Below are 19,924 nucleotides of genomic sequence, written 5' to 3'. Positions count from 1 at the left end.
CATGGCCCTGTCAGTGCGTGAGTACCGCGCGCGGATCAAGTCGACGGAGTCGATGAAGAAGATCACGCGCGCCATGGAGCTCATCGCTGCGTCCCGCATCATCAAGGCGCAGCAGCGGGCTCAGGCGGCTGCGCCGTACGCCCGCGAGCTGACCCGCGCCGTGTCGGCGGTGGCGACGTTCTCGAACGTCGACCACCCGCTGACCCGGGAGGAGGAGGACCCGAAGCGGGCGGCGGTGCTGATCGTCACCAGCGACCGCGGCCTGGCCGGCGCCTACTCCACGAGCGTGCTCAAGGAGGCGGAGCGGCTCGCCGAGAAGCTCCGGTCCGAGGGCAAGGAGATCGACACCTACATCTGCGGCCGCAAGGGCGAGGCGTACTACAAGTTCCGCCAGCGTCCGATCGTGCGGTCGTGGACGGGCTTCTCCGACCAGCCGTCCTACGACGTGGCCGCCGAGGTCGGGTCGACGCTCATCGAGTCCTTTCTCAAGGACCAGGGTGAGGAGGGCGACGTCGACGAGGTCCACGTCGTCTACACCCGGTTCCGCTCGATGCTGACCCAGGAGCCCACGGCGGTGCGGCTGCTGCCGCTGGAGGTCGTCGAGGGCGAGGAGCGGCCCGACGCCTCCGAGCTGCTGCCGCTCTACGAGTTCGAGCCGTCGGCCGAGGAGGTCCTCGACGCGCTGCTGCCGCAGTACGTCACCAGCCGGATCTTCTTCGCCCTGCTGCAGTCCGCCGCCTCCGAGCTCGCGGCGCGGCAGAAGGCGATGAAGGCGGCGACCGACAACGCCGAAGAGCTCATCAAGAAGTACACGCGGATCGCCAACCAGGCCCGCCAGGCCGGCATTACCCAGGAAATCAGCGAGATCGTCGGTGGCGTCAACGCGCTGGCCGACGCCAACGCCGGTGCCGAATAACGGAGTGAGTGAGAGACATGACTGCAACTCTTGAACAGACCCAGGACACCGGCGCCGCCTCGGTCGGCCGGATCGCCCGGGTCATCGGTCCGGTCGTCGACGTGGAGTTCCCCGTCGACGCGATGCCGGAGATCTACAACAAGCTCGAGGTCGACGTGACCCTGGGCGGCGAGACCGCCGCCCTGCCGCTCGAGGTGGCCCAGCACATCGGTGACGGCATGGTCCGCGCGATCTCGCTGAAGCCGACCGACGGCCTGGTCCGTGGTGCCACGGTGCGCGACACCGGGAACCCGATTATGGTGCCGGTGGGCAACGCGACCCTCGGCAAGGTGTTCAACGCGACCGGCGACGTGCTCAACCTCGAGGAGGGCGAGCGCTTCGAGGTCGAGGAGCGGTGGGGCATCCACCGCAAGGCTCCTGCCTTCGACCAGCTCGAGGCGAAGACCCAGATGTTCGAGACCGGCATCAAGGTCATCGACCTGCTCACGCCGTACGTCCAGGGCGGCAAGATCGGCCTGTTCGGTGGCGCCGGCGTCGGCAAGACCGTGCTGATCCAGGAGATGATCGCCCGGGTCGCCAAGGACCACGGCGGTGTGTCGGTGTTCGCCGGTGTCGGTGAGCGCACCCGCGAGGGCAACGACCTCATCGTCGAGATGGAGGAGGCCGGCGTCCTCGGTCAGACCGCCCTCGTCTTCGGCCAGATGGACGAGCCGCCGGGCACCCGCCTGCGCGTCGCCCTGTCGGCCCTCACGATGGCGGAGTACTTCCGCGACGTGCAGAGCCAGGACGTGCTGCTCTTCATCGACAACATCTTCCGGTTCACCCAGGCCGGCTCCGAGGTGTCCACGCTGCTGGGGCGCATGCCCTCCGCGGTGGGCTACCAGCCGAACCTGGCCGACGAGATGGGCACCCTGCAGGAGCGGATCACCTCGACCCGCGGTCACTCGATCACCTCGATGCAGGCGATCTACGTGCCGGCGGACGACTACACCGACCCGGCTCCGGCGACCACGTTCGCCCACCTCGACGCGACCACCGAGCTGTCCCGCGAGATCGCCTCGCTGGGCATCTACCCGGCCGTGGACCCGCTGACGTCGACCTCGCGGATCCTCGACCCGCAGTACATCGGCCAGGCGCACTACGACTGCGCGATCCGGATCAAGCAGATCCTCCAGCGCAACAAGGAGCTGCAGGACATCATCGCGATCCTCGGTGTCGACGAGCTGTCCGAGGAGGACAAGATCATCGTCTCCCGGGCCCGCCGGATCCAGCGGTTCCTGTCGCAGAACACCTACGTGGCCAAGCAGTTCACCGGCATCGAGGGCTCGACCGTTCCCGTGGCCGACACCATCGAGGCGTTCAACAAGATCGCCGACGGTGAGTACGACCACGTGGCCGAGCAGGCGTTCTTCATGTGCGGTGGCCTCGACGACGTCGAGGCCAAGTGGGCCGAGATCCAGAAGAACATCTGAGGTCCTGGCAATGGCAGAGAACCTGACGGTGGAGCTCGTCGCGGCCGACCGCACGGTCTGGTCCGGCGAGGCCACCATGGTCATCGCCCGCACCACCGAGGGGGACGTCGGCGTGCTGCGTGGTCACGCGCCGATGCTCTCGGTCCTGACCGACGCGGTCGTGGAGATCGCCGAGGTGGACGGGGACGTCGTCGTGGCCGCGGTCGACGGCGGGTTCCTCTCGGTGGCCGGCGACCGGGTCTCGATCCTCTCCGAGCGTGCGGTGCTCGCCCAGGAGGTGGACGTCGACCAGGTGCGGGCCGAGCTGGACGAGGCGCGCGGCCTGGTCGGTGCCACCGACGAGGGCGAGCAGCGCGTCCGCCGGGCCGAGGCGCGGATCCGCGCGGTCGAGAAGAGCCGCTGATCCGGCACCGCCCCGAGGACGGTCCCGCCCGCACTGCCCGCTAGGGTGACGTCACTCGTGAGGGAGGGGACAGGATGCCGGTGTGGCAGTGGCTGCTCGACGCCGCCGGCCTGCTGCTCCTGCTCGTCCTGCTCTACGGCGTCGCCCTGATCGTGCGCCGCCGGGTCCTCTCCCGCCACGGAGGGACCTTCGAGCTCAGCCACCGCGTCCGACCCGACAGGGTCGGGCGCGGTTGGCTTCTCGGGCTCGGTCGATACTCCGGGGAGACGCTGGAGTGGTTCCGGATCTTCTCCCTGTCCCCGCGTCCCAAGCGCACGTGGCAGCGCGACATGCTCGACTACGTCGGGCGCCGTGAGCCCGACGGCACCGAGGAGATGTCCCTCTACCCGGGCCACGTGGTCATCGTCTGCCACACCCGCGCCGACGAGGTCGAGCTGGCGATGAGCCCCGCCTCCCTGACCGGCTTCCAGGCCTGGCTGGAGGCGCGCCCGCCCGGGACGGACTGGACCCGCGGCTGACGCGAGCCGGGGCCTCAGCCGCGCTGGCCGCCGGGCACCCACAGCACGTCGCCCTGGTGCCGGTTGGCGTGCCGCGCCAGGATGAACAGCAGGTCCGAGAGCCGGTTGAGGTAGGTGATCGCCAGCTTGTTCATCGTCTCGCCGTGCGTCTCGAAGGCCGCCCACGCCGACCGCTCGGCGCGACGGACGACCGTGCGGGCGACGTGCAGGTGGGCGGCGCCCTCGGACCCGCCGTTGAGGATGAACGAGCGCAGGGCGGGCAGGTCCTCGTTGTAGGCGTCGCACCAGGCCTCGAGGCGGTCGACGTAGTCCTGCTCGATCCGGAGCGGCGGGTGCTCGGGATCCGGCACCACAGGGGTGCAGAAGTCGGCGCCCACGTCGAAGAGGTCGTTCTGGACGTGGGTCAGCACCGCGACCACGTCCTCGTCGAGCCCACCCCGGACCACGGCGAGCCCGACGTGGGCGTTGGCCTCGTCCACGTCTGCGTAGGCGTGGAGCCGCAGGTCGTTCTTGGTGGTCGTGCTCATGTCGCCCAGCCTGGTCTCCCCGGCGTCACCGGTCCGGGTGTAGATCCGCGTCAGGTTCACCATGGCCGGGAGGCTACCGGCCCATGCGGCCCGGGCCACGGCCCAGCCGTGGCGCGGGGCCGGTAGTTGACCATCGCACCACCGACACGGCGGAAATTTCTGGGCGCGAACGCAACCGCCGGGCATCCTCGCGCGTCACTATGGGTATGAGGGAGAGCACACCGGCACGGGTTCCGGTGATCGTGCGGGAGGACAGGAGGCGGACGTTGGAGATCGTGACCGACGGCCCCGTCCTGGTGCTCAGCGGCGACTTCGACGTGCGCAGCACCTTGGAGGTCCGGAGCGCGATCTACGACCACCTCGAGGACCACGACCAGGACGTCGTCCTCGACCTGACCGACGTCGACACCGTCGACCTGACCGCGCTGCGGGTGCTGGCCGTGGCCACCCGCCGTGCCAGCCGCGACGGGCACCACCTCACGCTGCGTGGCTGTGGTCCCACGGTCCGACGGATGCTCCACCTCTCCCGGTTGCGGGGCCTCGTGGAGCTCGAGCGCGAGGCCGCCACCGCCTGAGGATGCGGGATGTCTCGGACGGCGATGTGTCGGCCATCCCACACGGACGACCGGTTACCAATGGGTAGCCGGCGTCCTACCCTCTCCCCATGACGGAGAAGGCACCCGCCTCGGCGGAGCGGACGGAGTCCGACCGGACCCAGCTCGACCGGCCCCAGCTCGACCGGCCTCAGCGTGACCGGCCCTGGGTGATGCGCACCTACGCCGGTCACTCGACCGCCGCGGCGTCCAACGCCCTGTACCGCTCGAACCTGGCGAAGGGCCAGACCGGGCTGTCGGTCGCCTTCGACCTGCCCACCCAGACCGGGTACGACCCGGACTCGCCGATGGCGAGGGGCGAGGTGGGCAAGGTCGGTGTCCCGGTCCCGCACCTGGGCGAGATGCGCAAGCTGTTCGACTCCATCCCGCTGACGGGGATGAACACCTCGATGACGATCAACGCCACGGCGATGTGGCTGTTGGCGATGTACCAGGTGGTCGCCGAGGAGCAGGCCGGCGTCCCGGAGGGGCGGGCGACGCCGGAGGAGGTCGCCGGACAGCTCGCGGGCACGACCCAGAACGACATCATCAAGGAGTACCTCTCGCGGGGGACCTACGTGTTCCCGCCCGAGCACTCCCTGCGCCTGATCAGCGACATGATCGCCTACACCGTCCACCACATCCCGAAGTGGAACCCGATCAACATCTGCAGCTACCACCTGCAGGAGGCCGGCGCGACGCCGACGCAGGAGCTGGCGTACGCGCTGTGCACCGCGATCGCCGTGCTCGACCAGGTCAAGGCCTCGGGCCAGGTCTCGGAGGAGGACTTCGGGAAGGTCGTCGGCCGGATCTCGTTCTTCGTCAACGCGGGGGTGCGCTTCGTCGAGGAGATGTGCAAGATGCGCGCCTTCGTCGAGCTGTGGGACGAGATCACCCGTGAGCGGTACGGCGTGACCGACCCGAAGATGCGGCGGTTCCGCTACGGGGTCCAGGTGAACTCGCTGGGCCTGACCGAGGCGCAGCCGGAGAACAACGTCCAGCGGATCGTGCTGGAGATGCTCGGCGTGACGCTGTCCAAGGACGCCCGGGCCCGTGCGATCCAGCTGCCGGCCTGGAACGAGGCGCTCGGCCTCCCGCGGCCGTGGGACCAGCAGTGGTCGCTGCGGCTGCAGCAGGTGCTCGCCTTCGAGTCCGACCTCCTGGAGCACGAGGACCTGTTCACCGGCTCGGTCGTCGTCGAGGCGAAGGTGGCCGAGCTCGTCGCCGGTGCGAAGGCCGAGATCGACCGGGTGCAGGCGATGGGGGGCGCCATCGCCGCCGTGGAGTCGGGCTACATGAAGCAGGAGCTGGTCTCGGCCCACGCCGCTCGCCGGGCCCGGATCGAGTCCGGGGAGGAGATCGTCGTCGGCGTCAACAAGTTCGAGACGACCGAGCCCTCGCCGCTCACGGCCGACCTCGACGCCGCGATCCAGACCGCGGACCCCGAGGCGGAGCGCCAGGCCATCACCTCGGTGGAGGAGTGGAAGGCCCAGCGCGACGAGGAGGGGGTGGCTCGGGCGCTGGCCGAGCTCGCCGAGGCGGCGAAGACCGACACCAACCTCATGCTGCCCACGCTCGCGGCCGCCCGCGCGGGTGCGACGACGGGGGAGTGGGCCGCGACGCTGCGCGAGGTCTTCGGGGAGTTCCGCGCCCCCACCGGCGTCTCGGGGGCCGTCGGAGCGGTCTCCCACGGCGGGGAGGCCGGCGCGGAGCTGACCGCGGTCCGCGAGCGCGTCCGGGCGACGGGCGAGGAGCTGGGCTCGCGGCTGCGGCTGCTGGTCGGCAAGCCCGGGCTGGACGGGCACAGCAACGGCGCCGAGCAGGTGGCCGTGCGTGCCCGCGACGCCGGCTTCGAGGTGATCTACCAGGGCATCCGCCTCACGCCGGAGCAGATCGTCTCCGCCGCCGTGGCCGAGGACGTCCACTGCGTCGGCCTCTCGATCCTCTCCGGCTCCCACATGGAGCTGGTCCCGGCCGTGCTCGACGGGCTCCGCGAGGCCGGGCTCGACGACGTGCCGCTCATCGTCGGCGGGATCATCCCCGACTCCGACGGCCGCCGGCTGGTCGAGATGGGGGTGGCCGCGGTCTACACGCCGAAGGACTTCGGGCTCACCGAGATCATGGGCGGGATCGTCGACGTCATCCGACGGGCGAACGGCCTCGACGAGGACTAGGGCCGGTCAGCTGCGCAGCCGCTCGATCAGGCCGACGGCGTCGTGCGGCGCGAAGCCCTTCGCGTCGTTGTCGAAGTAGACGTAGACGTCCCCGTGCTCGGCCCAGCGCCGGCACTTCTCGGCCCAACGGTCGAGGGCCTCGGGGGAGTAGCCGCTCACGTAGAGCTCGGCGTCCCCGTGCAGCCGCACGTAGACGAAGTCGGCGGTGACCTGCTCGGGCATGGGGAAGCGGCGCGCGGTGTCGGCCACGACGCACGAGACGCCGTGGGCGCGCATCAGGTCGAACGCCTCGTCGGTGCACCACGTCTGGCTGCGGAACTCCAGGGCATGGCGGAGCGGCAGGTCGGCCTCGGCGACGGTCAGCGCCCGGTCCTCGGGCAGCTTCGCGTCGTGGTGCCGCGCCAGCTCGGCCGCCTCCAGCGTGGTGCGCGGCAGGCGCGAGAAGAACGCGTCCACGACACCGCGGTCGAAGGCCAGCCGCTCGGGCAGCTGCCACAGGAACGGCCCGAGCTTCGGGCCGAGGGCCAGCACCCCCGAGGCGAAGAAGTTCGCCAACGCGGTGTCGACGTCGCGGAGCCTCTTCAGGTGCGTGATGAACCGTCCGCCCTTGACGGCGAAGACGAAGTCGTCGGGGGTCTGGGCCCGCCACGCGGCGTACGACGTCGGTCGCTGGAGGGAGTAGAAGGAGCCGTTGATCTCGATGGACGACAACCGCTCGGCCGCGTAGGCCAGCTCCCGGCGCTGCACGAGTCCGGCGGGGTAGAAGTCGCCGCGCCAGCCGGCGTAGGTCCAGCCCGAGATGCCGATGCGGATCTGCCCCATGGGGAGGAGGTGCCCCGGTGCGGCTGGGACCACACCGCGGAACAGGTGAGGCTCACCTAACCCAGTGCTACAGTCGGGTCCGTGGGCAAGGCCAAGGAGAAGACGCGCAAGCTGCCGAAGCGGGAGTGCTGCGTCTCGAAGACCAAGTGCGGACGCTGCCCCCTCCGGATGTTGAAGGAGGGGACCTTGCCCGAGGGGTACACCGTGAAGAAGCGCAAGCTGGTCCGCGTGGACGGCAAGAAGGTCACGAAGAAGCGCCTCGAGAAGGCGGCCTGAGATGGTCGCCGCGCGCTTCGTCGAGCAGCTCAACGCCCAGATCGGGAACGAGCTCGCCGCCCACAACCAGTACCTCGCCATCGCGGTGCACTACGACGCCCTGACGATGCCGCGGATGGCAGCGTTCTTCTACGGCCAGGCGCTCGAGGAGCGTGACCACGCGATGATGATGGTCCAGTACCTCCTCGACACCGACGCCGACGTCGTCATCCCGGGCGTGGACGCCCCGGTGCCGACCTTCGACGGTGTCGTCGCCCCGGTCGCCCTCGCGCTGGACCAGGAGAAGCGGGTCACCGAGCAGATCAACGCGTTGCTGCGGACCGCGCGGGAGGAGCACGACTTCGCCTCCGAGCAGTTCATGCAGTGGTTCATCAAGGAGCAGGTCGAGGAGGTCGCGACGATGAGCGACCTGCTGGCCGTCGTCACCCGCAACGCCGACGACATCGACGACATCGAGGACTACGTCGCCCGCGAGCAGGGTGGCGGCGAGGCCGACGCGACCGCGCCTCGCATCGCGGGGGCCTGACCCGGCAGACTCTGCCCATGGCACGGGTGATCGTCGTCGGCGCGGGCGTCAGCGGGCTGACCTGCGCCGTACGCCTGCTGGAGGCCGGCCACCGGGTCGACGTGGTCGCCCGCGACCTCCCGCTCGAGACGGTCTCGGCCGTCGCCGCGGCGATCTGGTACCCCTACCGCGCGCTGCCGCAGGACCGGGTGGCCGCGTGGGCGCGCACGTCCTACGGCGTCCTGGCCGGCCTCGCCGAGGTCGACGGCACGGGCGTGCGCATGATGTCCGGCACCGAGGTGCGCGACGGGGCGGGCGAGCCCTGGTGGCGGGCGGCCGTGCCGCACCTCGAGCAGACCGACGAGGTGCCCGCCGGCTGGCGCACCGGGTGGCGCCTCACGGTGCCCGTGGTCGAGATGCCGACGTACCTCGCCTGGCTGGTGCGCCGGGTCGAGGAGCTGGGCGGCACCCTCACCCGGCTGAACCTGCGCGCCCTGCCCGACGGCGGCGACGCCGTGGTCGACTGTGCCGGCATCGGCGCGCGCCTGCTCGCCGCCGATCTCTCCGTGACCCCGGTGCGCGGACAGGTGGTGCTCCTCGAGCACACCGGGCTGGACCACTGGTGGCTCGACGGCTCCGGTCCCACCTACGTCGTCCCACGCTCCCGCGACATCGTCGTCGGGGGCACCGACGAGGAAGGCGAGTGGAGCCGGACACCCTCGGAGGAGTCCACCCGCGACATCCTGCGGCGCGCCGAGCGGCTGGTGCCCGGTCTCGCGGGCGCGCGGGTGCTGCGGACCAAGGTGGGCCTGCGACCGGCGCGGCCGTCGGTGCGCCTCGAGCGCCAGGGACGGGTCGTCCACTGCTACGGGCACGGCGGCGCCGGTGTGACGTTGAGCTGGGGCTGCGCGGAGGAGGTTGTCACGATTCTCGGGTGAGGGGCCCTCGCAGACACCTAGAATCGCCGACATGGAAGCCGGTGCCGTCGTCGACGGCCGCTTGTTCGAGGGGGTCTTCGAAGCCTCACCGGACGCGATCATCGTGACGAACGCCGCCGGCAGCGTCGTCGCAGCGAACTCGCAGTGCCTGGCTGTCTTCGGCCACCTCCCCGCGGCGCTGGTGGGCCAGCCGATCGAGGTGCTGGTGCCCGCCGCCGCGCGCGCCGGTCACCCGGCACGGCGCGACGGCTTCGCGCAGGCCTCCAACCAGCGGCCGATGGGCCTGCTCCAGCTCTCCGCCGTGCGCGCCGACGGCTCGGAGTTCCCGGCGGAGATCTCGCTGGCGCAGATCGACGTGCGGGGCGAGCGGTACGTGTGCGCGACGGTCCGCGACATCACCGACCGCAAGCGGCAGGAGCGGCGGTTCCGCGACCTCATCGATGCCGCCCCCGACGCCACGGTCATCGTGGACGCCGAGGGCACGATCGTCTTCACCAACCGCCAGGTGAACCGGGTCTTCGGCTACGGCCGGCACGAGCTCACCGGCTGCTCGGTCGAGGTGCTCGTGCCCGAGCGGTTCCGCGGCGCGCACCACCAGCGACGGGCCGGGTTCGTCCGCACGCCGCTGGTGCGCGGCATGGGCCAGGGTGCGGAGCTGTACGCCGTCCGCAAGGACGGCACCGAGTTCCCGGTCGAGATCTCCTTGTCTCCCCTGGACACCGACGAGGGCCTCCTGGTCTCGGCCGCGGTGCGCGACATCACCGAACGGCGCCGGATCCAGGCGACCGCGGACCGCATCCGCGAGGAGTTCATGGCGACCGTCTCCCACGAGCTGCGCACGCCGCTGACCTCGATCGTGGGCTACACCGAGCTCCTGGGGGACCTCGGTGAGGGCGAGCTGGGGAAGCAGGCCCGACGGATGCTCGAGATCATCGACCGCAACGCGCGCCGCGAGCTGCGGCTGGTCAACGACCTGCTGACCCTGGCCCAGGTGCACGAGCGCGGCATCGAGCTCGAGCAGGAGCCGGTCGACCTCGCCGCGGTGGCGCGGGCGTCGATCGAGGACTCCCGGCTGGCGGCGCGCGGACGCGGGGTGCAGGTCACGCTCGAGGTGGGCGAGGGAACGGTCTGCGTGCTGGGCGACGCCCAGCGGCTCGGGCAGGTGGTGAGCAACCTGCTGACCAACGCCGTGAAGTTCACCCCGCCCGGGGGCAAGGTCCGCGTCGAGCTGCGCGACACCGGGGAGCAGACGGTCGAGCTGCGCGTCGCCGACACGGGCGCCGGCATGGACGGGCACGAGCTGGCCCACGTCTTCGAGCGGCTCTACCGCGCGCCCTCCGCGGTCCGCGACCAGGTCCCGGGGGCGGGCCTCGGCCTGCCCATCGCGAAGGCGGTCGTCGAGGCGCACCAAGGTGACATCGAGATCGAGTCGGAGCCCGGCCGGGGGACGACCGTGACGGTGCGGCTCGCGGCCCGGCCCGACCTGCGTCCGGCCTGAGGCACGCGGCTCAGAAGAGTCGGTGGCTCGGGTCGTCCAGGCCCCGCAGGGCGTCGTAGTCGACGACCGCGCACGAGATCCCACGGTCGGTGGCCAGGACCCTGGCCTGCGGCTTGATCTCCTGCGCCGCGAAGATGCCCCGCACCGGTGCGAGGAGGGGGTCACGGTTGAGCAGCTCGAGGTAGCGGGTCAGCTGCTCGACACCGTCGATCTCGCCGCGCCGCTTGATCTCCACCGCCACGCTGGCACCGTCGGCGTCGCGGCACATGAGGTCCACCGGGCCGATGGCGGTCGGGTACTCGCGTCGCACGAGCGTCAGCCCCGGGTGCAGGGTCGCCGGGTGCTCGGCGAGGAGTTCCTGCAGGTGCTTCTCGACGCCGTCCTTCTGCAGGCCCGGGTCCACACCGAGGTCGTGGACCGACTCGTGGAGGACCTCGTCGATGAGGATCCTCAGGGTGTCCTCCGGGCCCTTCGCGCTGCTGCGGCTGGTCACGGTCCACTCCGCCCGGCCGTCCTCGGCGGTGCCCTCCCGGAGGGTGCACGGCGGCGACATCCAGTTGAGCGGCTTGTAGGAGCCGCCGTCGGAGTGGACGAGCACCGAGCCGTCGGCCTTGATCATCAGCACCCGGGTCGCCATCGGCAGGTGCGCGGTGAGCCGGCCGGCGTAGTCGACCTGGCACCGGGCTACGACGAGTCTCACGGGCGGGCACACTACCTGCCGGTCGCGGACCAGCCGGGCACGGCGGTGTGACGCGCGCCTCGTCCATCCGGCGACCGAGGGGTTACCAGCCGGTAGGACTCGTGTCATAGTCGCGCCATGACGACGCACGAGCAGATCGCCCGGACGCTGGTCCTCCCGTACCTCAACCACGCCGTCCGGATGTTCGAGTCCGGCTACGCCTCGCGCGCCGACATCGATGCCGGCATGCGCTTCGGCTGCGGCTACCCCCAGGGTCCGCTGGCGACGGTGGACGAGATGGGGCCGGCGGTCGTCCGGGACCAGCTGGCCGAGCGGTACGCCGAGACCGGCGACCCGCTGCACCAGCCGGCGGACCTGCTCGAGAAGCTCGCCGCGGAGGGCTCGACGCTCGCGGAGGCAGCGGACACCTCCGCCACCGGGGAGCCCCGGCTGCGTCGCGAGGTGACGACGGTCGGCGTCGTCGGCACCGGCACCATGGCCTCCGGCATCGCGCAGGTCTTCGCCGCCAAGGGCTACGACGTGGTCTACGTGGGCCGCTCGGAGGAGAAGGTGGCCGGCGTCCAGGCCGCGATCGCGACGTCGCTGGACCGGCTGGTCAGCAAGGGCAAGCTCGACGAGGCCGGCAAGGAAGCCGTCCTGGTCCGCCTGACCGGCACGACGTCGCGGGAGTCGCTCGCCACCGCCGACCTTGTCGTCGAGGCGATCGCCGAGGACCTCGAGGTCAAGAAGGAGCTCTTCGGCGACCTGGACCGGATCTGCAAGCCCGGCGCCATCCTGGCGACCACCACCTCGAGCCTGCCCATCGCCGCGTGCGCCGCCGCGACGTCCCGGCCGGAGTCGGTCATCGGCATGCACTTCTTCAACCCGGCGCCGGTGATGAAGCTGGTCGAGGTGGTCACCACCGAGCAGACGGCCTCCGACGTCGACGAGACGGTGCGCGCGCTGTGCGCCAAGGTCGGCAAGGTCGCGGTCTCCTGCGGCGACCGGGCCGGGTTCATCGTCAACTGCCTGCTCTTCCCCTACCTCAACGACGCGGTGAAGCTGCACGAGTCGGGCGCCGCCTCGCTCGAGGAGATCGACACCGCGATCAAGGAGCAGGCCGGCTTCCCGATGGGCCCCTTCCAGCTGCTCGACGTCGTGGGCAACGACGTCTCGCTGGCGATCGAGAAGGAGCTCCACGAGGAGTTCGGCCACGAGGGGTTCGCTCCGGCCGCGATGCTCGAGCGGCTGGTGGCGGAGGGACGCATGGGCCGCAAGACCGGTCAGGGGTTCCACGACTACAGCCGCTGAGGCGCCGCCGAGCGCCCAGGGACGCCGGCCCGCCGCCGGCCGGTCGCCGGCCGGCTGCTTCAGGTGCGGCCGTAGGCTGGAGCCATGGTGGAGCTGCTGGTGATCCTGGCCCTGCTGGCCGTGCTGCTGGTGGCCTTCGGCGCCTCCAGCCGCAGCAAGCAGCGGCGTGAGCTCGAGCGGCGCGAGGCCGAGCTGGCGCCGGTCCGCAAGCTCGTCTTCGAGGACATCACCGCGCTGGGCGTCGAGCTCCAGGACCTGGACGCGGACCTGGCCGGCCAGCCGCTCGACCCGGGGGCCAACGCCGACTACCAGCGGGCCCTCGACGCCTACGAGGCGGCCAAGGAGGCGGGTGACCGCGTGGCCCACGCCGACGAGGTCAAGAACGTCACCTCCATCCTCGACGACGGCCGCTACGCGATCGTCTGCGTGCGGGCGCGCGTGGCCGGGGAGCCGCTGCCGACCCGTCGGCCGCCGTGCTTCTTCGACCCGCGGCACGGGCTCTCGGTCGCGGACGTCCCGTGGACGCCGGCGGGAGGGGCGCGGCGCGACGTGCCGGCGTGCGCGCTCGACGCAGAGCGGGTGCGCCTCGGCGCGGAGCCCGACATCCGCCAGGTGATGGTGGGCTCGCGCCGCGTGCCGTACTGGCAGGGAGGTCGCGCCTACCAGCCCTACGCCGCCGGCTACTACGGCGGTTTCGCGATGATGGACTTCATGTTCATGGGCATGATGTTCGGCGCCTTCGGGGGATTCGACGCGATCGGCGAGCTCGGCGAGGGCCTCGGTGAGGGCCTCGGCTCGATCGGTGAGGGCCTGGGCGACATGTTCGACGGCTTCGACTTCTGAGCATGCGCCTCCTCCTCGCCGTGGTGGCGCTGCTCCTCACCTCGCTGTCCGTACCGGCCGACGCCGCCCGGGGCGGAGGCGGACCCGTAATCCAGCCGCTCCCGGTCGGCACCGACGCGGACTACCAGCTCGGGGGCGAGCGCGCCGTGCCTCCCGGCGTGGGCATCGTCGTGCGGGACCGCCGGGCGGAGCCGGCCGGCCGCTACGACGTCTGCTACGTCAACGCCTTCCAGACCCAGCCCGACGAGGGCCGGTTCTGGCGCAGCCGGATGCATCTCGTGCTGCGCCACGACGGGACGCCGGTGCGCGACGAGGCGTGGGGCGAGTGGCTGCTCGACCTGCGTACCGCTGCCAAGCGCACGGCGCTGGCGCGCATCGTCGGCCGGTGGGTCGACCGCTGCGCCGCGGACGGCTTCGAGGCGGTGGAGTACGACAACCTCGACTCCTTCACCCGCAGCCAGGGCTTGCTGCGGCGCCGGCACGCACTGGCCTACGCGCGCCTGGTGGTGGCCGAGGCGCACGAGGCGGGGCTCGCCGCCGGGCAGAAGAACCTGGCCGGGCTCGACGGGACCCGGCTCGGCTTCGACTTCGCGGTGGCCGAGGAGTGCGCCCGCTACCGCGAGTGCGGCGAGTACGTCGCGGCGTACGGCAACCGGGTCGTGGCGGTGGAGTACCGCCGCCGGGACTTCCGCCGGGCCTGCCGGCAGTGGGGGGCGGAGCTGCCGGTGGTGCTCCGCGACCTCGACGTCACCCCGGACGGGGTACGCCGGTTCTGCTGACCGCCCGCCCGTGACGGGTCACTGCCGGGCTGCCCCGGGTGCCCCGGCTGACTGGCGGGCCCGGTAGGCCGCGACCGCGTGGCGGTTGCCGCACGCCGTGGAGCAGAAGCGCCGGGACCGGTTCCGCGAGAGGTCGAGGACCAGCCCGTCGCACTCCGTGTCGGCGCAGACGCCGAGCCGTGAGTGCTCGTCGGCGCGGATGACGTCGACCATGGCCATCGCGGTCTCGACGTTGATCCGGGTGGCCAGTGGGGCCTCGTGCGCCACGGCGTGGAGGTGCCAGTCGAAGCGGTCGTGGCGCACCAGCCGCGGCACCGCGCGGGCCTCCGCGAGGACGGCGTTGACCAGCTCCGCGGCGTGGTCGCGGTCGGCCATGAGCAGGCGGCGCAGGTGTGGCCGGAGGGCGCGGACCTCCTCGAGCTCGGCGCCGGTCCGCTCCCGCCGCCCGGAGTACTCGAACCGGGCGTAGAACGCGTCGAGGTCCGCGACGGTGTCCAGCCCCTCGGGTGGCTCAGCGGTGTTGACCAGCGTCACCGCGGCCAGCAGCGACTGCTCGGTGTCATGAGCGAAAACCACGTTGACACATTACCAGCCTCGTCCGTAGTGTCATGAGTCATGAGCGCAGTGACTGATGACGCCTCGGGCGTCGCCGCAGCCGGCGAGCACTCCCGCGTCGCCGCCGGGCTGGCGTTCGCGCTGCTCTCCGCGACCACGTTCGGACTCTCGGGCGCACTCGCCAGCGGGCTGCTCGACGCGGGCTGGTCGGCCGGCGCCGCCGTGCTGGTCCGCGTCGGGCTGGCGGCGGCGGTGGTGCTGCCGCTCGGTCTGTGGGCGCTCGGTGGCCGCTGGGACGTGCTGCGGCGCAACGCGGGCCTGGTCGTGCTCTACGGGCTGCTGGCGGTCGCCGGCGCCCAGTTCTGCTACTTCTCCGCCGTCCAGCACATGCAGGTCGGGCCGGCCATCCTCATCGAGTACACCGCGCCCGCCGCGGTCGTCGTGTGGCTCTGGCTGCGGCACGGCCAGCGGCCGGGGCCACTGACCCTCGCCGGGGCGGCCCTCGCCGCGTTCGGCCTGGTGCTCGTGCTCGACCTGCTCTCCGGTGCGGACCTCAGCCCGGTCGGGGTGGCGTGGGCCCTCGCGGCGATGGTGGGGGCGGCGGCGTACTTCCTCATCTCGGCCGACGAGTCGACCGGGCTGCCGCCGCTCACGCTGGCCGCCGGGGGGCTCACCGTGGGAGCGGTCGCGCTCGGCGTGCTCGGCCTCGTCGGTGTCATGCCCATGCGGGCCTCCACGCAGGCCGTGGCCTACGCGGACCGGGAGGTCACCTGGTGGGTGCCGCTGGTCGCGCTGGGCCTGGTGACCGCCGCGGTGGCCTACTGCACCGGCATCGCCGCGGGCCGTCGCCTGGGCTCCCGGCTCGCGTCGTTCGTGGCGCTGCTCGAGGTGGTGGCCGGCGTCCTCTTCGCCTGGGTGCTGCTCGACGAGCTCCCGCGGCTGGTCCAGCTCGTGGGCGGGCTGCTGGTGCTGGCCGGGGTCGTGGCGGTCAAGCTGGGCGAGCAGCGCACGGCGCGCCCGGAGCCGACCCCCGCCTGACCTCGCTGTCGTGCGCCGACCGGGCAGCGCCGCCCGGGGTCAGCGGGCGTCCTGCCGCCGGACGACGACCTCGCGGGTCAGCATGAGGATCGCCGCGGCCGTGGGGATGGCCAGGAGCGCGCCGATGACCCCGAGCAGGGCGGCGCCCACGAGCGCGGCGATGACGATCACCGCTCCCGGCACGTCCACCGACCTCGACATCACCCGCGGGTAGATCAGGTAGTTCTCGACCTGTTGGTAGACGAGGTAGAAGACCGCGCACGCGATGCCGATGCTCGGGTCGGTGGCGAAGCCGATCGCTGTCACGACCACCGCGCCGATGGTGGCGCCGATCATGGGGATGACGTCGAGCAGGGCGACGACGAAGGCCAGCGCCACGGCGTACTCCCCGAGACCCACGACGAAGAGGAAGACCAGCGACGACAGGCCGGCCGCCAGGGCGACGACGAAGGCCCCCGAGACGTAGCCGCCGACGCCCTGGATGATCCGGTCGCCGAGGAGGCTGACCCGGTCGCGGCGCGAGTGGGGAGCGAGGCGGTAGAGCGCGTTCTTGGTGGTCTGGAGCGAGGAGAGGAAGTAGAGGGTCAGGACCACCACGATGAAGGTGTTGGCCACCGCGGAGAGCACGGCGAGACCGACGCCGAGGACACCGCCGAAGATGCCGGTGGCGAAGTCGCCCTCCGCCACGTAGTCGCGGACCTTGTCGATGACGCCGTACTTCTCGTCGAGCTCCTGGATCCGCTCGTTCTCCTGGAGGCTGTCCAGCCAGCCAGGGGCGTTGCGGGTGAGGGAGGCGACCTGGTCGCTGATGACCGGGACGATCGCCACGACGAAGAGCGCGAGCGCGCCGAGGGCGGCGACGATCACGACGAGGACCGCCCACGAGCGCGGCAGCCCGGCCCGGCGCTCGAAGAACTCGACCGCCGGGTTCAGCCCGGCAGCGAGGAACATCGACACCACGACGAGGACCAGCGTGGGTCCGATCGAGGTGACGAGCTCGCCGAGCCACCACGCCACGAAGAGCCCGAGGCCGCCGAAGAAGCCGACCACGAAGGGGGAGCGGCGCAGCGGGGCGCCGAGCTCGCCGAGGTAGGCGCCGCCCGGCGAGCGGTCCGCTCGCGGGCCCTCCGGAGGAGTCCCGCCGGCGGGGTTGCCCGGTCGGCCGGAGCCGTCGGAGTCCCCGGCGTCGCCAGCGCCGTCAGCGTCGTCAGTGGTCTCGGGATCGTCGGCGCCGTCGGGGTGGAGGGTGAGCGCCGCTTCGTCGGCCGCCCCGTCCCGGCGGCTCGCGGTCAACTCTGGTCCTCGCCAAACCCGGCGACGACGTCGCGCAGCGACGCCAGCTGGGCGACGATCGCATCCCGACGCTTGGTCAGCCGGTCGAGCTCCGCCCGGACCGCGGCGGCCTCGCGCTCGGCCTCGGCCTGACCGCTGGCGGTGATCGACTCCGCCTGGGTGCGGGCCGAGGCGACGATCTGCTCCGCCTCGCGCCGGACCCGGGCGAGCAGGGCCTCGGTCTCGCTCTGGGCCGTGGCGCGGTGCTCGTTGGCCTGCTGGGTCGCCTCCCGCGCGCGGGCCTCGGCGGCCTCGGCGCGGGCCTCGGCCTCCTCGACCAGACGTCGGGTCTCGGCGGTCGCGCTGTTGTGGTGGTCGGTGGCCTCGCGGGCCAGCCGCTCCTTCTCCACCGCGAGTGCGCGCCGCGCCTCCTGGACCTCCCGGTCGGCCGCGGCCCGTGCCTGCTCGACCTCACGCGTGGCGGAGGTGCGCATCTCGGTGGTCTCCTGCTGCGCGGCCAGGCGCAGCTGGTCCGCCTCCCGGCGGGCGGAGGCGAGCAGGTCCTCGGCCTCGTTGCGCGCGAGGGTCCGCTCCTGCTCGGCGTCGGCGATCGAGCGGGCACGCATCTCGTCGAGCTCCTTGAGCTGCACCATGCGCATGTCCTCGGCCTCGCGCTGGGCGTCCGCGCGGATCGCCTTGGCGTCCCGGCCGGCCTGCTGGCGGATCTCCGCGGCGTCCCGGTTGGCGGTCGCCCGGATCTCGTCGGCCTCCTCCTCCGCGAGGCGGAGCATCGCCGAGGCGCGCCCGCCCAGCCCGGCGTACGACGGCTGCTCGTACTCGCGCAGCTCCTCGCGGGCGGCGGAGAGCTGCTGCTCGAGGTCGGCGGTGCGCCGTTCGGCTTCCGCCACCCGGCGGGAGAGGTCCGCGTGCTCGCCCGCGAGCGCCCGGAACCGCTGGTCGACGGCGTCCCGGTCGTAGCCCCCACGTCGGACCACGGGGAAGTCCGGGACCGCAGGCGGCGGCAGCACCGGAGCAGCGCCACCGGCCGACCGGGCCGGCGGTGCCGCGGGTCGCTGTCGCTCCGGGGCGGGCACCTGCTGCGTCCGCTCGGCGGCGGGAGTGACGGGGAGGACCTGGGTGGCCTCGGGGTCGGCACCCCCGGACCTCGAGGCGTCGTTCCGCTCGCCGTTCGGCTCGTCGTCGAAGATGGACAGACCCTGCTCGCTCATGTCGGATCATTCTTCCGGATCGGGGACGGACGGCCGGTCCCATCTTCCACGAGCCGCCCAGGAAAAATCCCACCCCGGTCCGGGCGCGCCGGGACCGGGGTGGGAAGGAGTCGTGGAGCGGCTCCGAAATCCTCGCTCAGACGCCGCGGAAGCGGTTGATCTCCGTCTCGTGCTGGGCGCGCAGCTCGTGGTCGCGGACGCCGAGGCCCTCCTCCGGCGCGAGGCAGAGCACGCCGACCTTGCCCTGGTGCTTGTTGTGGTGCACGTCGAGCGCGGCCTGGCCGGTGTCCTCCAGGCGGTAGGTGCGGGACAGGGTCGGGTGGATCTTGCCCTTGGCGACGAGGCGGTTGGCCTCCCACGACTCGCGGTAGTTGGCGAAGTGGCTGGAGATGATCCTCTTGAGGTTCATCCACAGGTAGCGGTTGTCGTACTCGTGCATGTAGCCGCTGGTGGAGGCGCAGGTGGTGATGGTGCCGCCCTTGCGGGTGACGTAGACCGAGGCGCCGAACGTCTCGCGGCCGGGGTGCTCGAAGACGATGTCGATGTCCTCGCCACCGGTGAGCTCGCGGATCTTGGAGCCGAACCGCTTCCACTCGCGCGGATCCTGCTTCGTGCCGTCCTCGTTCCAGAACTTGTAGCCCTCCTCCGAGCGGTTGATGACCAGCTCGGCGCCCATGGAGCGGCAGATCTCCGCCTTGTCCTCGCTGGAGACCACGCACACGGGCGTGGCGCCGCCGTTGAGGGCGTACTGCGTCGCGAAGCCCCCGAGGCCGCCGGAGGCGCCCCAGATGAGGACGTTGTCGCCCTGCTTCATGTTGCCGCCGTTCTTGGAGACCAGCTGGCGGTACGCCGTGCAGTTGACCAGGCCGGGGGAGGCGGCCTCCTCCCAGGTGAGGTGCTCAGGCTTGGGCATCAGCTGGTTGGCCTTGACCATCGCCACCTCGGCGAGGCCGCCGAAGTTGGTCTCGAAGCCCCAGATCCGCTGCTGGGGGTCGAGCATCGTGTCGTCGTGGCCGTCCGGGTCCTCGAGCTCCACCGAGAGGCAGTGCGCGACGACGCGGTCGCCGGCCTTCCACCTGGTCACGCCCGGCCCGGTCGCGAGCACGACGCCGGACAGGTCGGAGCCGACGATGTGGTACGGCAGGTCGTGGCGCTTGGTGAGCGGCGAGATCCGGCCGTAGCGCTCCAGGAAGCCGAAGGTCGAGACCGGCTCGAAGATCGACGTCCACACGGTGTTGTAGTTGATCGCCGAGGCCATGACGGCGATGAAGGCCTCGCCGGGGCCGAGCTCGGGCAGCGCCACGTCGTCCACGTGCAGCGACTTGCGCGGGTCCTTCTCCTTCGAGGGCACGCCCTCGAACATGTCGACCTCGTCCTTGTGCACCGTCACGGCGCGGTAGGACTCGGGAAGCTTCAGGTTCGCGAAGTCCTCGCCGGTGGCGTCGTCGGACTGGATGGCGTCCAGGATGTTCTGCACGGGTGCGGTCTCCTCAGGGAAAGCGGGGGAGCGGGACGGGTGCGGCGAAGATACCGGCCGGTAACCTTCCGGCCTAGGGGTTGGTGAGCGAGGTCTCAG

At 71.8% G+C, this 19,924-nt stretch carries 21 protein-coding genes; 14 read left to right on the top strand and 7 right to left on the bottom strand.

Annotation, left to right across the window (positions count from 1 at the left end; genetic code table 11):
- Nucleotide 1: 1 nt before the first annotated feature.
- From ACSMHG_RS04305 to ACSMHG_RS04290, 4 genes are all read left to right on the top strand, one after another.
- Nucleotides 2-916, top strand: a complete 915-nt coding sequence (locus ACSMHG_RS04305; protein ID WP_435742174.1) for a F0F1 ATP synthase subunit gamma — start codon at nt 2-4, stop codon at nt 914-916.
- A 17-nt stretch (nt 917-933) separates the two neighbouring features.
- Nucleotides 934-2,388: a F0F1 ATP synthase subunit beta gene (gene atpD, locus ACSMHG_RS04300; RefSeq protein WP_435742173.1), complete on the top strand. Its 1,455-nt coding sequence runs from the start codon at nt 934-936 to the stop codon at nt 2,386-2,388.
- A 10-nt stretch (nt 2,389-2,398) separates the two neighbouring features.
- On the top strand, nt 2,399-2,791 hold the full coding sequence (locus tag ACSMHG_RS04295) for a F0F1 ATP synthase subunit epsilon (protein WP_435742172.1): 393 nt from the start codon (nt 2,399-2,401) through the stop codon (nt 2,789-2,791).
- A 74-nt stretch (nt 2,792-2,865) separates the two neighbouring features.
- Nucleotides 2,866-3,309, top strand: a complete 444-nt coding sequence (locus ACSMHG_RS04290) for a DUF2550 domain-containing protein (RefSeq protein ID WP_435742171.1) — start codon at nt 2,866-2,868, stop codon at nt 3,307-3,309.
- 14 nt (nt 3,310-3,323) lie between these two features.
- On the opposite strand, the gene ACSMHG_RS04285 is transcribed toward ACSMHG_RS04290, so the two are convergent.
- Nucleotides 3,324-3,899, bottom strand: coding sequence for a cob(I)yrinic acid a,c-diamide adenosyltransferase (locus tag ACSMHG_RS04285; RefSeq protein ID WP_435742169.1), 576 nt, complete (start codon nt 3,897-3,899; stop codon nt 3,324-3,326).
- A gap of 212 nt (nt 3,900-4,111) precedes the next feature.
- On the opposite strand from ACSMHG_RS04285, the gene ACSMHG_RS04280 reads away from it, so the two are divergent.
- Nucleotides 4,112-4,411 carry an STAS domain-containing protein gene (locus ACSMHG_RS04280; RefSeq protein WP_435742262.1) on the top strand — a complete coding sequence of 100 codons (300 nt, stop codon included), beginning with the start codon at nt 4,112-4,114 and terminating at the stop codon, nt 4,409-4,411.
- 89 nt (nt 4,412-4,500) lie between these two features.
- Complete coding sequence (locus ACSMHG_RS04275; RefSeq protein WP_435742168.1) at nt 4,501-6,603, top strand: protein meaA; 2,103 nt, start codon at nt 4,501-4,503, stop codon at nt 6,601-6,603.
- A 6-nt stretch (nt 6,604-6,609) separates the two neighbouring features.
- Here the strand turns inward: ACSMHG_RS04275 and ACSMHG_RS04270 are convergent, their stop codons facing one another.
- Nucleotides 6,610-7,425, bottom strand: a complete 816-nt coding sequence (locus ACSMHG_RS04270; protein WP_435742167.1) for a DUF72 domain-containing protein — start codon at nt 7,423-7,425, stop codon at nt 6,610-6,612.
- Between the two features lie 81 nt (nt 7,426-7,506).
- Here ACSMHG_RS04270 and ACSMHG_RS04265 point away from each other — a divergent pair, with 81 nt between their 5' ends.
- The 4 genes from ACSMHG_RS04265 to ACSMHG_RS04250 are packed head-to-tail and all read left to right on the top strand — an operon-like array spanning nt 7,507 to nt 10,642.
- Nucleotides 7,507-7,701, top strand: coding sequence for a hypothetical protein (locus tag ACSMHG_RS04265; RefSeq protein WP_435742166.1), 195 nt, complete (start codon nt 7,507-7,509; stop codon nt 7,699-7,701).
- A 1-nt stretch (nt 7,702) separates the two neighbouring features.
- On the top strand, nt 7,703-8,227 hold the full coding sequence (locus tag ACSMHG_RS04260; RefSeq protein ID WP_435742165.1) for a ferritin: 525 nt from the start codon (nt 7,703-7,705) through the stop codon (nt 8,225-8,227).
- A gap of 17 nt (nt 8,228-8,244) precedes the next feature.
- Entirely contained in the window at nt 8,245-9,144 is a 900-nt protein-coding gene (locus tag ACSMHG_RS04255) for an FAD-dependent oxidoreductase (RefSeq protein ID WP_435742164.1), read from the top strand.
- A 31-nt stretch (nt 9,145-9,175) separates the two neighbouring features.
- Nucleotides 9,176-10,642: a PAS domain-containing sensor histidine kinase gene (locus ACSMHG_RS04250; protein ID WP_435742163.1), complete on the top strand. Its 1,467-nt coding sequence runs from the start codon at nt 9,176-9,178 to the stop codon at nt 10,640-10,642.
- Nucleotides 10,643-10,652: 10 nt separating this feature from the next.
- Here the strand turns inward: ACSMHG_RS04250 and nucS are convergent, their stop codons facing one another.
- The gene (nucS, locus tag ACSMHG_RS04245) at nt 10,653-11,342 is read right to left on the bottom strand and encodes an endonuclease NucS (RefSeq protein ID WP_435742162.1); all 690 of its coding nucleotides are present in this window, start codon (nt 11,340-11,342) and stop codon (nt 10,653-10,655) included.
- Nucleotides 11,343-11,459: 117 nt separating this feature from the next.
- On the opposite strand from nucS, the gene ACSMHG_RS04240 reads away from it, so the two are divergent.
- The 3 genes from ACSMHG_RS04240 to ACSMHG_RS04230 all read left to right on the top strand — a co-directional run bounded on the left by ACSMHG_RS04240 (nt 11,460) and on the right by ACSMHG_RS04230 (nt 14,254).
- A complete protein-coding gene (locus ACSMHG_RS04240; RefSeq protein WP_435742160.1) occupies nt 11,460-12,632 on the top strand; it encodes a 3-hydroxyacyl-CoA dehydrogenase NAD-binding domain-containing protein in 1,173 nt (390 codons plus the stop codon).
- Between the two features lie 84 nt (nt 12,633-12,716).
- Complete coding sequence (locus tag ACSMHG_RS04235; protein WP_435742159.1) at nt 12,717-13,475, top strand: hypothetical protein; 759 nt, start codon at nt 12,717-12,719, stop codon at nt 13,473-13,475.
- Between the two features lie 2 nt (nt 13,476-13,477).
- Nucleotides 13,478-14,254 carry an endo alpha-1,4 polygalactosaminidase gene (locus ACSMHG_RS04230; RefSeq protein WP_435742158.1) on the top strand — a complete coding sequence of 259 codons (777 nt, stop codon included), beginning with the start codon at nt 13,478-13,480 and terminating at the stop codon, nt 14,252-14,254.
- Between the two features lie 18 nt (nt 14,255-14,272).
- On the opposite strand, the gene ACSMHG_RS04225 is transcribed toward ACSMHG_RS04230, so the two are convergent.
- Nucleotides 14,273-14,830, bottom strand: coding sequence for a CGNR zinc finger domain-containing protein (locus ACSMHG_RS04225; protein WP_435742157.1), 558 nt, complete (start codon nt 14,828-14,830; stop codon nt 14,273-14,275).
- A 39-nt stretch (nt 14,831-14,869) separates the two neighbouring features.
- On the opposite strand from ACSMHG_RS04225, the gene ACSMHG_RS04220 reads away from it, so the two are divergent.
- The gene (locus ACSMHG_RS04220) at nt 14,870-15,847 is read left to right on the top strand and encodes an EamA family transporter (protein WP_435742155.1); all 978 of its coding nucleotides are present in this window, start codon (nt 14,870-14,872) and stop codon (nt 15,845-15,847) included.
- Nucleotides 15,848-15,886: 39 nt separating this feature from the next.
- On the opposite strand, the gene ACSMHG_RS04215 is transcribed toward ACSMHG_RS04220, so the two are convergent.
- From ACSMHG_RS04215 to ccrA, 3 genes are all read right to left on the bottom strand, one after another.
- A complete protein-coding gene (locus ACSMHG_RS04215; RefSeq protein WP_435742154.1) occupies nt 15,887-17,140 on the bottom strand; it encodes an AI-2E family transporter in 1,254 nt (417 codons plus the stop codon).
- Entirely contained in the window at nt 17,137-18,348 is a 1,212-nt protein-coding gene (locus tag ACSMHG_RS04210; RefSeq protein ID WP_435742153.1) for a coiled-coil domain-containing protein, read from the bottom strand. The genes ACSMHG_RS04215 and ACSMHG_RS04210 overlap by 4 nt, the downstream gene beginning before the upstream one ends.
- Before the next feature lie 136 nt (nt 18,349-18,484).
- Nucleotides 18,485-19,825 carry a crotonyl-CoA carboxylase/reductase gene (ccrA, locus tag ACSMHG_RS04205; RefSeq protein ID WP_435742152.1) on the bottom strand — a complete coding sequence of 447 codons (1,341 nt, stop codon included), beginning with the start codon at nt 19,823-19,825 and terminating at the stop codon, nt 18,485-18,487.
- Nucleotides 19,826-19,924: the final 99 nt, after the last annotated feature.

It is taken from the genome of Nocardioides ureilyticus (genome assembly GCF_051280745.1).
GTDB lineage: Bacteria > Actinomycetota > Actinomycetes > Propionibacteriales > Nocardioidaceae > Nocardioides.
Note: the sequence above shows the minus strand (reverse complement) of the source record. Positions and strands in the feature narration are given on the sequence as shown.

Excerpts from the sequence above, each read along its gene's own strand:
- ACSMHG_RS04255 (WP_435742164.1), top strand. The coding sequence starts at position 8,245 with ATGGCACGGGTGATCGTCGTCGGCGCGGGCGTCAGCGGGCTGACCTGC.
- ACSMHG_RS04275 (WP_435742168.1), top strand. The coding sequence starts at position 4,501 with ATGACGGAGAAGGCACCCGCCTCGGCGGAGCGGACGGAGTCCGACCGG.
- ACSMHG_RS04290 (WP_435742171.1), top strand. The coding sequence starts at position 2,866 with ATGCCGGTGTGGCAGTGGCTGCTCGACGCCGCCGGCCTGCTGCTCCTG.
- ACSMHG_RS04250 (WP_435742163.1), top strand. The coding sequence starts at position 9,176 with ATGGAAGCCGGTGCCGTCGTCGACGGCCGCTTGTTCGAGGGGGTCTTC.
- atpD (WP_435742173.1), top strand. The coding sequence starts at position 934 with ATGACTGCAACTCTTGAACAGACCCAGGACACCGGCGCCGCCTCGGTC.
- ACSMHG_RS04270 (WP_435742167.1), bottom strand. The coding sequence starts at position 7,425 with ATGGGGCAGATCCGCATCGGCATCTCGGGCTGGACCTACGCCGGCTGG.
- ACSMHG_RS04295 (WP_435742172.1), top strand. The coding sequence starts at position 2,399 with ATGGCAGAGAACCTGACGGTGGAGCTCGTCGCGGCCGACCGCACGGTC.
- ACSMHG_RS04285 (WP_435742169.1), bottom strand. The coding sequence starts at position 3,899 with ATGGTGAACCTGACGCGGATCTACACCCGGACCGGTGACGCCGGGGAG.
- ACSMHG_RS04235 (WP_435742159.1), top strand. The coding sequence starts at position 12,717 with ATGGTGGAGCTGCTGGTGATCCTGGCCCTGCTGGCCGTGCTGCTGGTG.
- ACSMHG_RS04220 (WP_435742155.1), top strand. The coding sequence starts at position 14,870 with ATGAGCGCAGTGACTGATGACGCCTCGGGCGTCGCCGCAGCCGGCGAG.
- ACSMHG_RS04230 (WP_435742158.1), top strand. The coding sequence starts at position 13,478 with ATGCGCCTCCTCCTCGCCGTGGTGGCGCTGCTCCTCACCTCGCTGTCC.
- ACSMHG_RS04260 (WP_435742165.1), top strand. The coding sequence starts at position 7,703 with ATGGTCGCCGCGCGCTTCGTCGAGCAGCTCAACGCCCAGATCGGGAAC.
- ACSMHG_RS04210 (WP_435742153.1), bottom strand. The coding sequence starts at position 18,348 with ATGAGCGAGCAGGGTCTGTCCATCTTCGACGACGAGCCGAACGGCGAG.
- ACSMHG_RS04305 (WP_435742174.1), top strand. The coding sequence starts at position 2 with ATGGCCCTGTCAGTGCGTGAGTACCGCGCGCGGATCAAGTCGACGGAG.
- ACSMHG_RS04240 (WP_435742160.1), top strand. The coding sequence starts at position 11,460 with ATGACGACGCACGAGCAGATCGCCCGGACGCTGGTCCTCCCGTACCTC.